We start from the raw sequence: 12,949 nt of genomic DNA on the forward strand, positions 1-12,949 counted from the left end.
AATTATTTCAGATTGTATAGCACCTGACCAGACATCTCTGCAGGGATTTCCATATCTGTTAGTGAAAGCATCGTTGGCGCAAGATCTGACAGCTTACCACCTGACTTAAGTTCTAAGTCTTTGCTACCTACGTAGATAAGTGGCACTGGTAGATTAGTGTGTGCTGTGTGGATACCACCGGTTGATGGGTCAACCATCATCTCGGCATTACCGTGGTCGGCAGTGATCAGTAACTGACCGTCCATTTCTTTAATCGCTGCAACGACTTTACCTAGGCAAGTATCTAGTGCTTCACACGCTTTCACTGCAGCGTCGTAAACACCAGTATGGCCAACCATATCACCGTTAGGGTAGTTACAGATGATCATATCGAACTCACCACCTTTGATTGCGGCAACAAGCTTATCAGTTAGCTCTGGTGCACTCATTTCAGGTTGAAGATCGTAAGTGGCTACTTTTGGTGAAGCAACAAGTTGACGTGATTCACCATCAAACTCATCTTCTTTACCGCCATTGAAGAAGAAGGTTACGTGCGCGTATTTTTCTGTTTCAGAAATACGTAGCTGTTTTTTGCCTTTCTTCGATAGCCATTCGCCTAATGTATTGTCTAGGCTTGCTGGTTTGAATGCTGTTGTTAGTTCAATATCTGCGGCATATTGCGTTAGCATTACAAAGTCAGATAATTGTGGGAATTGTGCACGCGCAAAATCGGTGAAACCTGGCTCAAATGCACGTGTGATTTCACGCGCACGGTCAGCGCGGTAGTTCATGAAAATAACGCTATCGCCATCTGCCACGATTGCTGCTTCTTGACCTTCTGCACGTACTTCAGTCGCTTGTACAAATTCGTCATTTTCATCACGCTCGTAAGCCGCAGCTAGACCGTCAACAGCATTAGCGACTGTGAACTCAGCTTTAGCGGCAGTGATAAGATCGTAAGCTTTTTCAACGCGATCCCAGTTATTATCGCGATCCATTGCGTAGTAACGACCAATCAGTGATGCGGTACGTCCTTTACCTAGCTTGGCAAATAGTTCATTAAAACGAACCAGTGAATTCTTCGCGCTACGAGGTGGTGTATCACGACCATCTAGGAATGCGTGCAGGAAGATCTTCTCTGCGCCACGTTTTGCTGCCATCTCAATTGCTGCAGCAATGTGATCTTCGTGGCTGTGTACGCCACCTGGAGATAGAAGACCCATAATATGAACCGCTTTACCTGCGTTTACTGCTTTGTCGATAGCCGTTACAAGTGCTTCATTTTCGAAAAACTCACCATCGCTGATCGCTTTAGTAATACGAGTAAGATCTTGGTATACCACACGGCCTGCACCGATATTAGTATGACCCACTTCAGAGTTACCCATTTGACCGTCAGGTAGACCAACATCAATACCAGAAGCTGAAATTAGTGTGTTAGGGTTTTGAGCAAGCAGCCCATCCATTACTGGTGTTTGAGCGTTAGCAATTGCGTTATCCGCATTGTCTTCGCGGTAGCCCCAACCATCTAAAATAACAAGTGCAAGTGGTTTCTTCGCAGACATGTTCTGTCCCTCTTCGAATAAATGAAAATCTATATCAATTGCCTTAACTGCTTAATGTAAAAGCATTTTTAAGGTAATTGTAATATCCATTAATGTAATTTTACTACAGAAAGTATTGAAAGCAGTAGGAGAAGTTCAAACTTACTGTCGAGCGTATTGTGACCTATTCGACAAAATATATGCATTTATTGTCTTGAGTGTAAGCCCTAGATCACAGTTTTTCTCTATTTCATTAATAGGTAAGTGCGAGATTCGCTTTTATACTGGGTGGTGCGCATAACTTATTAATAGCAACAAGTGAGTTAAAGCGCGGAATGAATACCCGTTGCTGTACATGATAGGTAACAACGGTATACTCAAAACCTTTAAAAATCCCGTTAATCTTGGCTGCCATTTAGCCATGAAACAGAGCGAAGCAAATGCAACAATATATTGAATTTTTAACCAGTAACCCTATTTTATCTCTAGTTTGGATCGGTTTAGTTGTGGCTATCATCGGTTCTATGGTCAAAGAGAAAACTGCAACGTATAAAACAATTGGTATTAACGACGCGACAGCATTAGTCAATCGTGAAGAAGGAGTGTTTGTTGATATTCGCTCTCGTGATGAATACCGTAAAGGTCATATTGCGGGCTCACTTCACGCTTTGCCAAGCCAAATTAAAGAACAAAACATTACAGAGCTTGAAAAACATAAAACAGCCCCAATCATTGTGGTATGTAAGACAGGTCAAACCGCTCAAACAACCGCAAATGATTTGAGTAAAGCGGGTTTTACCAATGTTAACGTACTAAAAGACGGTCTGATTGCTTGGAACGAAGCAAACCTGCCGCTAGTAAAAAGCAAAGGTAAAAAATAACGCATTGTTTGATGTGCGGTACGCGTAGTCATACCGCTGTCTATTTATTCAATACAGCCTGTGGTTAGCACTGTGCTGGCGTATTAAGTCTCGTAATAGCGAGCATCAAAAAGGACTCAGGAAATGGCTGAAGCAGCAAATACAGAAGCACAACAAAACTTTCAAATTCAACGTATCTTCCTAAAAGACGTTTCTTTTGAAGCGCCTAATTCACCTGATATGTTCCAAAAAGAATGGAACCCAGATGTGAAATTGGATCTTGATACTCAAAGCCGTGAACTAGCTGAAGGTGTGTATGAAGTTGTACTTCGTCTGACTGTTACAGTTAAGAATGAAGAAGAGAATGCATTCCTTTGTGAAGTTCAGCAGGGCGGTATCTTCTCTGTTGCAGGTATGGAAGCACCACAACTAGCACATTGCCTAGGTGCATTCTGCCCGAACATCCTATTCCCGTACGCGCGTGAAACAATTTCAAGCTTAGTAGTTAAGGGTACATTCCCACAATTGAACCTAGCACCAGTAAACTTTGATGCATTGTTCATGAACTACTTACAAAACCAAGCAGAAGCAAACGCTGAAGCTTAATAAGCAAAGTAACAATTATGACTAAGAACGCAAATAATACGATTTCAATGGCAGTATTAGGTGCTGGCTCTTACGGCACAGCACTTGCTATTGCGTTATCCAGAAATGGTGCCAATGTTATTTTATGGGGCCATGACCCAGAACATATTGCACAATTGGAAATTGATCGTGCCAATGAAGCGTTTCTTCCTGGTGTGCACTTTCCAGAATCGTTAATTGTAACCTCAAGCTTACAAGATGCTGTTGAAGGTAGCCGCGATTTACTTGTTGTTGTACCAAGTCATGTATTTGGTCAAGTATTATCACAAGTAAAACCTTTCTTACGCTCAGATTCACGTGTCTGTTGGGCGACCAAAGGGTTAGAACCAGAAACTGGACGTCTGTTAAAAGATGTCGCAGTCGATGCTTTAGGTAGTGATATTCCACTTGCAGTATTATCAGGCCCTACCTTTGCCCAAGAACTAGCTGCGGGTTTACCGACGGCTATTTCTGTTGCATCACCGGATGCGGAGTTTGTTGCTGATCTTCAAGAAAAGATTCATTGTGATAAAACCTTTAGAGTTTATAGCAATAATGATTTTACGGGGATGCAACTAGGCGGCGCTGTAAAAAATGTGATTGCGATTGGTGCAGGTATGTCTGACGGTATTGGCTTTGGTGCCAATGCACGTACAGCGTTGATCACCCGCGGTCTTGCGGAAATGTGTCGTCTTGGCGCGGCATTAGGTGCACAGCCTGAAACCTTTATGGGCATGGCTGGATTGGGTGACTTAGTACTCACATGTACCGATAACCAATCCCGTAACCGTCGTTTTGGTTTAGCGCTAGGCGCAGGTAAAAGTGTAGAGCAAGCACAGCAGGAAATTGGTCAAGTTGTTGAAGGTTATCGTAATACCAAAGAGGTTTGGCAATTAGCTAAACGTTATGGTGTTGAGATGCCGATCTCTGAGCAAATTTATCAAGTACTTTATCAAGGTAAAGATGCTCGTGAGGCTGCTAAAGAATTACTCGCACGCGAGAAAAAATATGAATAACAGTAAGATATAAGGGTATCAACCTTATTATCTTCTGTTTCAACAACGCGAGCCTTGGCTCGCGTTGTTTTTTTTTGCAATCAGGTTAAAGTAATACCTGACTAATTAAGTATAGTTATAAGAAGAATAGATAAGTAAGCAGAGGATGACGTGAAGCAATGTCAACAACACCAGCTTTGGCCAGCGATCAAGCAGGAAGCACGAGAGCAGTCAGAGCATGAGCCAATGCTCGCGAGTTTTTATCATGCCACGATTATTAAGCATGATGATCTTGCTGCTGCATTGAGTTATATACTTGCCAATAAATTGGCGACACCATCGATGCCAGCGATGGCTGTTCGTGAGGTCATCGAAGAAGCGTATGCTAGCGATTGTTCGATAGTTGAATCGGCAGCACGTGATATTTGTGCTGTTGTTGAACGTGATCCTGCTATTGAGATGTATTCTATTCCATTACTTTATCTTAAAGGTTGTCACGCTCTTCAAGGATATCGTGTGGCTAACTGGTTGTGGAAACAAGATCGAAAAGCCTTAGCGGTTTATCTACAAAACCAAATCTCGGTAGCTTGCCAAGTCGATGTGCATCCTGCGGCAAAAATCGGTCAAGGGATCATGTTTGATCACGCGACCGGTATTGTGATTGGTGAAACCGCGGTCATTGAAAATGATGTTTCAATTCTTCAGGACGTCACATTAGGTGGTACGGGGAAAGAGAGTGGCGATCGTCACCCGAAGATCCGTGAAGGGGTGATGATAGGTGCTGGCGCTAAAGTGTTAGGCAATATCGAAGTCGGTGAAGGGGCGAAAATAGGCTCTTGTTCGGTAGTGTTAAATTCTGTACCTCCCCATACCACTGTCGCTGGTATTCCTGCCAAAGTGGTTGGGCGACCAAATTCTGATAAACCATCGATGGATATGGATCAGCAATTTAATGGTAACTCGCAAACGTTTATTGAAGGTGATGGTATTTAGCCATCGTTATGTTCAATAAAAGACATATTGAATGTGAAAAAAAGGCGATCATTGATCGCCTTTTTCTGTTTTATACCGCGCCGTTAAAATCCATTTGTCGCCATGCTTCAAACGCAATAATCGCAACTGCATTGGAAAGGTTTAAGCTGCGGCTATCGGGTTGCATTGGAATACGTAAGCGTTGCTCAAGGGGCTGGCTGGCAATAAATTCAGCCGGTAGGCCACGAGTTTCTGGGCCAAAAAGTAACACATCACCTTGCTTAAATTTCGCATTAGTATGGAAATTAGTGGTTTTGGTGGTGCAGGCAAAAATACGACGCCCTTCCATTGCTTGTATGAAAGCAGCAAAATCTTTATGGCGATGGACATGCGCTAAATCATGATAATCCAAACCAGCACGGCGTACTTTTTTCTCGTCTAAATCAAATCCTAATGGTTCAATCAAATGCAAGTTAGCACCACAGTTCGCACTGAGGCGAATAATGTTACCCGTATTGGGGGCAATTTCAGGTTCATATAACGCAATATCAAACATAATTTATCGCTTTATTAGCAGCTAAAGATAACACATTGTGACAAGCTCAGTATAAACAAGCAAATGGCCTGAGCATAAAGATTATTTCCACTAAGAGTGTGTCTGTTTTTAGCTTTGTATATTGTTCTGGACGATTTTAAGTCAATAAATGATCAATATGGTCATGCCAATGGAGATAGAGTATGAAAGCCTCGTTACTTTAATGACATGCAACGTTTTCGGCTCAAAAGTGTCGCTGGTTTATCAAGAGTATCTCTTTAATGGTGTTAACAGGCCAGAGGCAGAGTAATAGTAATATTCAATCCGCCAAGGGAGCTATTATTCGCTTTAATTGTTCCTCTATGTTGTCGAATCGCACTTTCTGTAATAGCTAAACCAAGCCCAGTGCCTCCGCTGTCACGATCTCGTGCGGTGGAGACGCGGTAAAAGGGCCGGAAGATATCATCTAATTCCGCCTCAGGCACACCGTCACCATTGTCATCAATCGTGATGGTGAGCAGGTGCTGTTGAACCGTAAACTGTATTTCAATGACGTCATTGCCGTATTTAATCGCGTTACGTATTACGTTCTCTAGTGCGCTGATCAATAGGTTAGGATTGCCATTAATCGGCCAATCTTGCAGCGCGTTATAACGTAAAGTTTTATGGCATTGTTCAGCTTCAAAGCGAGCATCTTCAAGCATCTCATACCATAGTGTTTGGCTATCAAGCCTTTCATTTTGTTGATGACTATTGACTTGCATTCTAGATAATTCAAGTAATTCGCCAATCATGGTTTCTAATCGTTCAGCCTCAGTATCAACGCGGGTTAGCTCACGGCTTTCCCCTTGTTTGCGTTGAGCTAATGCGGTAGCCATCCGTAAACGAGTGAGTGGTGAGCGTAACTCATGCGAAATATCTGACAGTAAACGTTGCTGTCCACTGATCATGGTATTTAATGCCCCTACCATTTGGTTAAAGCTTGCGCCAGCTTGTTTAAATTCTCGTGGTCCGGTTTCTAAATTTGGATCGGCGGTAAACTCACCTTGTGCGACACGCTCTGCGGCTTGTTGTAAACGTCTTGCTGGGCGTGTGACTGCCCAAGCGAGCCAGAGCAAAAAGGGGGTGCTGACAAGCATTGTCACGAGTAGGAGCTTAAATGGCTTATCCAAAATTTGAATGATAAACGGGGAAGGGCCACGCCATATTTGACCGCTATACATATAAATATCACCCTTCGGCGTATTGATCGTAAAGGGGCCAGCCATCATCCAGCGACCATATAAACGTTGCTTAGGGGCACTTGGGTTATCAGCAATAGTAATAAAGTTACGCAATGCTTTAGTGTGTTTTTGTGGTGAGATAATGTCGCCATCAAGAGTCGTAAAATAAATCTGGATATCATGATTATTTTTACGTTTTGTTAAGCGTTTGAGTTTTTGTTCTAGCTGCAATCTTTTAACGTTTTCGTTTCGTGGGGTGTTGAGCTTTTGGTTAATATTTTCTGCGGTATATTCTAGGCGTTTAAGGTGAGGCTCTGGGATCGCTTGCCCTGTTCGAGGATCGAGTTGAAATAACAAAACGATTGTCACGACGACAACAAAAAGGGTAAACCAGAAAATGGCAAAAATACGGCCATAAAGGCTAGTGAGCCCCGGAAATTTCATTATGCTTCCTCAACTAATAAGTAACCTTTACCGCGTAAGGTTTTAATCCTTGGCTTACCATCTAAGCGCTCTGGCAACTTTTTACGAATATTGGATACATGCATATCAATGGCGCGATCAAAACGAGCTAAACGTTTACCGAGTACATCTAGGCTTAAGGATTCTTTGGCAATAATCTGACCTGGACGTTGAATAAAATAGCTTAATAAAGCGAGCTCTGTGCCCGTCATTTCGATTGGAATTTCCTGACAAAGCACCTCTTGTCGTCCGGGATAAATCGTAATGTCTTGATAGGTGAGTAGGTCTGATTTTTCAGTGGTTTTTTCATTCGTGGCTTGAGTACGGCGCAATACTGCGCGTATACGCGCTAACAACTCTCGGTCGCTAAAAGGTTTAGGCAGGTAATCATCAGCGCCGAGTTCAAGACCAAGCACACGATCAATTTCATCACCTTTAGCGGTTAACATCATCACAGGTGTTGAATGGGACTCTCGTAAGCGACGTAGCATTTCAGTGCCGTTCATTACTGGCATCATGACATCAAGTAAAATCAGATCGATACTGCTATCTACCTTTTCTAATCCTTGCTGGCCATTATTGGCTTCAATCACATCAAAGCCTTCTAGCTCTAGAATATCTTTTAATAATGCTGTGAGCTCAATGTCGTCATCGACAAGTAAAATTTTCGCCATGGTCAAACCTATGCAAAGATAAAGAGAGTGATGAAGTCTTGAGCCTAGTATCGCTAATGTCAGCGTGAACGCCAAGTTTCGTTATCATTGATTTACGTAGCTTTACGTTTACTCGACAACGCTTTACTTGTGATCCGTTATTATGATTACCAAGCACAATGGCACAGGTTGCCGCACCCAAATAGTTGGAGATACAAGCATGAAAATGTTCAAAAAAACAATGATGATGGCGATTGCAGTACCAATGGTATTAGGTTCGATGTCAGTAATGGCTGCTCCGAACTCACATGGTATGAAAGGGCATCATGGTGAGCGTGGCCTGTTTAAACAGCTAGAGTTGACTGATACACAAAAAGCCGAAATGAAAACCTTACGAGAGAAAGATCGTGAAGCGATGAAAGCGGAGCGACAGGCTAATCGCACTGAAATGCAAACAGATCACAAAGCACTCGATAAATTAGTACTGGCAGATAATTTTGATGAGCAAGCGGTACGTCAATTGGTCGATCGTATGTCAGAGAAACAAGCCGAGCACCGTGTTGAGCGATTAAAACAGCGCCATCAAATGTTGAATATTTTGACCCCAGAGCAAAAAGCAAAATATGTGGAATTAAAGCAACAGCATGCCGAAAAGCGATTTATGAAACTTGAGAAAAAAACACACTGAGTGTTTGAGTAATAAAGACAAAAAAAGAAAGCCATAACTTCTGTTGTGGCTTTTTTTTGATTTTTTACTCAGGAGTTAGAGCCCTCATAAAAAAATCACCTCGATGATCGTATTTTCTCGTAGGTTTTGTTATTAATTGTCATCATAAAACGGCTATACTGCGTGATATTGAACACACCATAGGCATATGGATCATCAAGTACACGAAAAATCGGGCTGATTATGTAGCAACGTCAGCTTAAAACGAAAGAGATAAGGCTAATTTTCGTGTAAAAAGAAGCTTGATTGAATCCCGACCTTGCGTGATATGAATCAACTAAATATTTTTGCAAACTTGTAATACTCCCACGTAAGTAGAAAAGTTTCAGTTTTTACACGCACAGCACGGCTGTTGCTGTGATATCGAGCAGGGGAACCTCGGTATAATCGTGTCGGATTTGATTTTCAATTCCCAAAGTCAGAGGGTAACCATGATTAAGAAGATTGGTGTTTTGACCAGTGGTGGTGACGCACCTGGTATGAATGCAGCGGTTCGCGGCGTAGTTCGAGCAGCGTTAACTGAAGGTCTAGAAGTGTACGGTATTTATGATGGCTACCAAGGTCTTTATAACAACTGTATCGAAAAGCTAGATCGTAAAAGTGTATCTGATGTGATCAACAAAGGCGGTACATTCCTAGGCTCTGCGCGTTTTCCTGAATTCCGAGAAGTGGAAGTGCGTGAAAAAGCGATTGAGAACCTAAAACTGCATGGCATTGATGCATTAGTAGTTATTGGTGGTGACGGTTCATACATGGGCGCGAAGAAGTTAACTGAGATGGGTTACCCATGTATCGGTCTTCCTGGCACTATCGATAATGACGTTGCAGGTACTGATTACACTATCGGTTACATGACAGCAATGAATACGGTTATCGATGCAATTGACCGTTTACGTGATACATCATCTTCACACCAACGTATCTCTATTGTAGAAGTGATGGGTCGTCATTGTGGTGACTTAACCCTAATGTCTGCGATTGCTGGTGGTTGTGAGTACATCATCACACCTGAAACTGGTCTAGATAAAGAAAAATTACTAACGCATATCCGTGAAGGTATTGCTAAAGGTAAAAAGCACGCAATTATTGCTATCACAGAGCTAATGACTGATGTGAATGAACTGGCTAAGTTCATTGAAACTGAAACAGGTCGTGAAACTCGTGCAACAGTATTGGGCCACATTCAGCGTGGCGGTCAACCAACAGCGTTTGACCGTGTACTTGCTTCTCGTATGGGTGCATATGCAGTTGATCTTCTTCAAAAAGGAGAAGGTGGTCGTTGTGTAGGTATTCAGTGTGAGCAACTTGTTCACCACGATATCATCGATGCAATTGAAAATATGCGTCGCCCTGTTCGTAACGATCTTTATGAGTTAGCTGAGAAGTTATTTTAAGAGATTTATCGAGCAGTAAGAGAGAAAAAAGGTCGATTATTATCGGCCTTTTTTATTACCTTGAAATCGGTAAAGGACGGTTTTTTGCGATAAAAACAAAAAGGCCACCCGTAGGTGACCTCTTAGGCTAATCAACAAGAATGATTAGTTTTTCGCTTCAGCTGCTGCTTTAGCAATAGCTGCAAAGCTTTCAGCATCAAGTGCTGCGCCACCAACTAGAGCACCGTCGATGTCTGGTTGTGCGAAGTATGCAGCTGCGTTTTCTGGCTTAACAGAACCGCCGTATTGGATAACAACGTTCTTAGCGACTTCTTCACTTTTCTCAGCGATGTGAGCACGGATAGCAGCGTGGATGCGTTGTGCATCGTCAGCAGTTGCTGCTTTACCTGTACCGATAGCCCAGATTGGTTCGTAAGCGATGATTGCGCCGTTCAGTGCTTCAACACCTTGAGTGTTGATAACTGCGTCAAGTTGACGCGCACATACAGCTACTGTTTCGCCAGCTTCGTTTTGTGCTTCTGACTCACCAATACAAAGAACTGGCGTTAGGCCATTTTCTTTTAGGAATGCGAATTTTTGAGCAACAAACTCATCTGATTCGTTGTGGTATTCACGACGCTCAGAGTGACCGATGATGATATGGCTAGCACCGAATTCTTTAAGCATTGCAGGAGAGATATCGCCTGTGAATGCGCCGTTGTTGTGTAGATCAACGTTTTGAGAACCAAGGATGATTTTGCTGTTTGCTTTGCTTAGTAGCTGCTCAGCTAGATCCAAGTACATTACTGGTGGAGCGATGGCTACATCAACACCTTCAACACCGTTAAGTGCTGCATCAAGACCTTTGATAAGGCCAGAGACCATTTCCTTGCTACCGTTTAGCTTCCAGTTACCCATAACCACAGGATGGCGCATAGCTTTTCTCCAAATTTAAATGATGTAATTAACTTAACTTGATGTAGTAAAAATATACCAAGAATGGTTCATTTTTACTGTCCAAAATCATTAATGAGCTCGGTTGTACCTTTTTCAAGGTAAAAAGTGAACTCATAATTTCAAAATATTTCAAAATATAGTTAATTTCTTGCAGGAAACTGCGTTAGAAAGAGTTTTTCTCTGTGTTTTCGGATTGTTTGGGATGAGATGAAATCGGCGTGATCTCAGCATTTTCTTGGTTATAGGGGTGTTGGAGGGTTTCGGCAAAGCGAACTAATTGGCGCTGTAACTCATTTCGTAACAACATGGTGGTGTGAAGTGGGTTTTTTCCACGACTAATAATCAGATCGATATGACTTTGTTGTGCTTTTAGGCGTGGTTGCATGCTGTCATGTGCTTGGTTTATTGCGTCTTCTATTAATTGTTGACGTAGTTGTTCGAATTGTTCTGGATCTTCTTTTGCCATTTTTGCCATATCATCAAAATTGGGTAGCGTATCCATCGTCAACTCCATCCGTACAACTACCTTTAGTATATGAAAAGATAACGGGTATGGCGTCTTAGAGGTGAGATTAGTAGGAGATAAAGTGACAACTTTATGCATATATCTCCTATTTGATACAACTAAGCGGGTGTTAATAACTACCAGTAATGCTCCATAGTTATCTGTCCCGGTTTTCGACGTAAATTTTTAGCAAATCCTCGCGCTTCTAGCACACTTTTAGTCTCTTTTACCATTTCAGGGTTACCACACAACATAATTTGGCTTTGCTCTGGATGTAATGTTAGCCCGACATGGCGCTCTAGTTGTCCATCTGCAAGGGCTTGAGTGATCCTTCCTGTCAGGCAAAGAGGAGACGGTTCTCGGCTGACAAAAGGCTGGACGATAAGTTGATCGCCATATTGCTGCTTTAATTGTGTGATTTCTGCTTGATAACTTAAATCTGCGGCAAAACGAACCGCATGAACTAAGATGATTTTTCTAAACCGATGCCAGACATCGCCTTGCTGCAAAATAGACAGGTAAGGACCGATAGCCGTCCCTGTTGCAAGTAGCCAAAGGTGATCGCCTTGTGGAACCTCATCAAGAGTAAAAAAGCCATTGGCGCGTGCAGAGATCAAGACTGTATCGCCTTCTTCTAGTTGGTGGAGTCGTGGTGACAATAACCCGTCTTGAACCCTTGTGGCGTAAATATCGATGGTTGGCTGCTGGGGAGGGTTAACAAAAGAATAGGCGCGTTGGACCATTTGGCCATCAATCTCTAAGCCGAGCTTGGTAAATTGCCCTGCTTTAAAAGGCTCGATGTTTGCCGCTAATGACAAACTGAATAAATTATTATTCCAGTGGCGGTTTGCAATAACTTGAGCAGGAATCCAATCAGCCATTATGGCCTCCTAATTCTATGATGTTATTCGATAAGTGCAGCGCCTTTGACCTGAAATGATATGTTCTTCACGTTCAATACGGATGTTTTCTCCAAGAAGGCGTTTAAATACCGTAAGTTCCGAGAGACATAGTGCAGGACAATGTTGTGCTGCTCGACAAATAGGGCAGTGATTTTCAACTAAGGTATAACCATCGTGCGTTGTTATAAGCTCTGCCATATACCCATCTTGTGTACGTAATTGAGCGAGGTGTTCGAGCTTTTCTTTGAGTGTTTCGCACGTTTGTAATGTTTGTTGATACTGTTCGTAAGTCTGCTGTTCGCGTTTTGCGATGACTTGCTCAAGCCCTGATGTTCCGAACAGATCTTCAACTGACTCTAACATGTGTACGGCTAAATCATGATGACGATCAGTAAAACGACGATGTCCTTGCTCTGTTAATTGCCAATGACGGGTAGGACGTCCGACTTTGACTTTGACATCGTTAAAATCAACCAGCCCTTCATCTTCTAAGCTTTGTAAGTGTTGACGAATTCCCATGGTAGTAACGGAGAACTTTTCAGCCAATACTTTTGCCGTGACAGGACCTTCATTTTTTAAGTGATAGAGGATTTTCTCGATGGTTTTCATAGCTACCTATATATTCATTTCTCTAGGTA

The 12,949-nt window shown here is 42.5% G+C and carries 15 protein-coding genes; 7 read left to right on the plus strand and 8 right to left on the minus strand.

The features are described 5' to 3' along the window. Positions 1 to 2 precede the first annotated feature (2 nt). Positions 3 to 1,544 (minus strand): 2,3-bisphosphoglycerate-independent phosphoglycerate mutase, encoded by a 1,542-nt coding sequence (gpmM, locus tag C9J38_RS12960; RefSeq protein ID WP_107207464.1) that lies wholly within the window; start codon positions 1,542 to 1,544, stop codon positions 3 to 5. Between the two features lie 419 nt (positions 1,545 to 1,963). Between gpmM and C9J38_RS12965 the strand changes: the two genes are divergently transcribed. The 4 genes from C9J38_RS12965 to cysE all read left to right on the plus strand — a co-directional run bounded on the left by C9J38_RS12965 (position 1,964) and on the right by cysE (position 4,995). Then, a complete protein-coding gene (locus tag C9J38_RS12965; RefSeq protein ID WP_105061135.1) occupies positions 1,964 to 2,404 on the plus strand; it encodes a rhodanese-like domain-containing protein in 441 nt (146 codons plus the stop codon). 123 nt (positions 2,405 to 2,527) lie between these two features. Further along, positions 2,528 to 2,989: a protein-export chaperone SecB gene (secB, locus tag C9J38_RS12970; protein WP_045083845.1), complete on the plus strand. Its 462-nt coding sequence runs from the start codon at positions 2,528 to 2,530 to the stop codon at positions 2,987 to 2,989. Positions 2,990 to 3,006: 17 nt separating this feature from the next. After that, entirely contained in the window at positions 3,007 to 4,023 is a 1,017-nt protein-coding gene (gpsA, locus tag C9J38_RS12975; RefSeq protein WP_107207465.1) for an NAD(P)H-dependent glycerol-3-phosphate dehydrogenase, read from the plus strand. A 150-nt stretch (positions 4,024 to 4,173) separates the two neighbouring features. Then, positions 4,174 to 4,995, plus strand: a complete 822-nt coding sequence (cysE, locus tag C9J38_RS12980) for a serine O-acetyltransferase (protein ID WP_107207466.1) — start codon at positions 4,174 to 4,176, stop codon at positions 4,993 to 4,995. 70 nt (positions 4,996 to 5,065) lie between these two features. Here cysE and C9J38_RS12985 read toward each other — a convergent pair whose 3' ends face one another. Then, positions 5,066 to 5,530: a tRNA (cytidine(34)-2'-O)-methyltransferase gene (locus C9J38_RS12985; protein WP_107207467.1), complete on the minus strand. Its 465-nt coding sequence runs from the start codon at positions 5,528 to 5,530 to the stop codon at positions 5,066 to 5,068. Positions 5,531 to 5,626: 96 nt separating this feature from the next. On the opposite strand from C9J38_RS12985, the gene C9J38_RS22155 reads away from it, so the two are divergent. After that, on the plus strand, positions 5,627 to 5,716 hold the full coding sequence (locus tag C9J38_RS22155) for a diguanylate cyclase domain-containing protein (protein WP_107207468.1): 90 nt from the start codon (positions 5,627 to 5,629) through the stop codon (positions 5,714 to 5,716). Between the two features lie 80 nt (positions 5,717 to 5,796). On the opposite strand, the gene cpxA is transcribed toward C9J38_RS22155, so the two are convergent. Further along, complete coding sequence (gene cpxA / locus C9J38_RS12995) at positions 5,797 to 7,176, minus strand: envelope stress sensor histidine kinase CpxA (RefSeq protein ID WP_107207469.1); 1,380 nt, start codon at positions 7,174 to 7,176, stop codon at positions 5,797 to 5,799. Continuing rightward, the gene (locus tag C9J38_RS13000) at positions 7,176 to 7,868 is read right to left on the minus strand and encodes a response regulator (RefSeq protein ID WP_107207470.1); all 693 of its coding nucleotides are present in this window, start codon (positions 7,866 to 7,868) and stop codon (positions 7,176 to 7,178) included. The genes cpxA and C9J38_RS13000 overlap by 1 nt, the downstream gene beginning before the upstream one ends. 199 nt (positions 7,869 to 8,067) lie before the next feature. Between C9J38_RS13000 and C9J38_RS13005 the strand changes: the two genes are divergently transcribed. Together C9J38_RS13005 and pfkA are read left to right on the plus strand one after the other, a co-directional pair. After that, positions 8,068 to 8,535, plus strand: coding sequence for a Spy/CpxP family protein refolding chaperone (locus tag C9J38_RS13005; protein ID WP_105061129.1), 468 nt, complete (start codon positions 8,068 to 8,070; stop codon positions 8,533 to 8,535). Positions 8,536 to 9,005: 470 nt separating this feature from the next. Further along, positions 9,006 to 9,968, plus strand: coding sequence for a 6-phosphofructokinase (gene pfkA, locus C9J38_RS13010; RefSeq protein ID WP_107207471.1), 963 nt, complete (start codon positions 9,006 to 9,008; stop codon positions 9,966 to 9,968). A gap of 144 nt (positions 9,969 to 10,112) precedes the next feature. Here pfkA and tpiA read toward each other — a convergent pair whose 3' ends face one another. From tpiA to C9J38_RS13030, 4 genes are all read right to left on the minus strand, one after another. Further along, entirely contained in the window at positions 10,113 to 10,883 is a 771-nt protein-coding gene (gene tpiA, locus C9J38_RS13015; RefSeq protein ID WP_105061127.1) for a triose-phosphate isomerase, read from the minus strand. 184 nt (positions 10,884 to 11,067) lie between these two features. Beyond that, on the minus strand, positions 11,068 to 11,508 hold the full coding sequence (locus C9J38_RS13020) for a DUF3135 domain-containing protein (RefSeq protein WP_233217672.1): 441 nt from the start codon (positions 11,506 to 11,508) through the stop codon (positions 11,068 to 11,070). A 38-nt stretch (positions 11,509 to 11,546) separates the two neighbouring features. Then, positions 11,547 to 12,290: a ferredoxin--NADP reductase gene (locus C9J38_RS13025; RefSeq protein ID WP_107207473.1), complete on the minus strand. Its 744-nt coding sequence runs from the start codon at positions 12,288 to 12,290 to the stop codon at positions 11,547 to 11,549. Positions 12,291 to 12,305: 15 nt separating this feature from the next. Continuing rightward, positions 12,306 to 12,920: a metalloregulator ArsR/SmtB family transcription factor gene (locus C9J38_RS13030; protein ID WP_107207474.1), complete on the minus strand. Its 615-nt coding sequence runs from the start codon at positions 12,918 to 12,920 to the stop codon at positions 12,306 to 12,308. Positions 12,921 to 12,949 lie beyond the last annotated feature (29 nt).

It is taken from the genome of Photobacterium sp. GB-210 (assembly GCF_003026075.1).
Taxonomy (GTDB): Bacteria; Pseudomonadota; Gammaproteobacteria; order Enterobacterales; family Vibrionaceae; genus Photobacterium.

What these genes read in the sequence shown, in the direction of transcription:
- gpmM (WP_107207464.1), bottom strand. Translation starts at nt 1,544, where the DNA reads ATGTCTGCGAAGAAACCACTTGCACTTGTTATTTTAGATGGTTGGGGC.
- C9J38_RS12965 (WP_105061135.1), top strand. Translation starts at nt 1,964, where the DNA reads ATGCAACAATATATTGAATTTTTAACCAGTAACCCTATTTTATCTCTA.
- secB (WP_045083845.1), top strand. Translation starts at nt 2,528, where the DNA reads ATGGCTGAAGCAGCAAATACAGAAGCACAACAAAACTTTCAAATTCAA.
- gpsA (WP_107207465.1), top strand. Translation starts at nt 3,007, where the DNA reads ATGACTAAGAACGCAAATAATACGATTTCAATGGCAGTATTAGGTGCT.
- C9J38_RS12985 (WP_107207467.1), bottom strand. Translation starts at nt 5,530, where the DNA reads ATGTTTGATATTGCGTTATATGAACCTGAAATTGCCCCCAATACGGGT.
- cpxA (WP_107207469.1), bottom strand. Translation starts at nt 7,176, where the DNA reads ATGAAATTTCCGGGGCTCACTAGCCTTTATGGCCGTATTTTTGCCATT.
- C9J38_RS13000 (WP_107207470.1), bottom strand. Translation starts at nt 7,868, where the DNA reads ATGGCGAAAATTTTACTTGTCGATGACGACATTGAGCTCACAGCATTA.
- C9J38_RS13005 (WP_105061129.1), top strand. Translation starts at nt 8,068, where the DNA reads ATGAAAATGTTCAAAAAAACAATGATGATGGCGATTGCAGTACCAATG.
- pfkA (WP_107207471.1), top strand. Translation starts at nt 9,006, where the DNA reads ATGATTAAGAAGATTGGTGTTTTGACCAGTGGTGGTGACGCACCTGGT.
- tpiA (WP_105061127.1), bottom strand. Translation starts at nt 10,883, where the DNA reads ATGCGCCATCCTGTGGTTATGGGTAACTGGAAGCTAAACGGTAGCAAG.
- C9J38_RS13020 (WP_233217672.1), bottom strand. Translation starts at nt 11,508, where the DNA reads ATGCATAAAGTTGTCACTTTATCTCCTACTAATCTCACCTCTAAGACG.
- C9J38_RS13025 (WP_107207473.1), bottom strand. Translation starts at nt 12,290, where the DNA reads ATGGCTGATTGGATTCCTGCTCAAGTTATTGCAAACCGCCACTGGAAT.
- C9J38_RS13030 (WP_107207474.1), bottom strand. Translation starts at nt 12,920, where the DNA reads ATGAAAACCATCGAGAAAATCCTCTATCACTTAAAAAATGAAGGTCCT.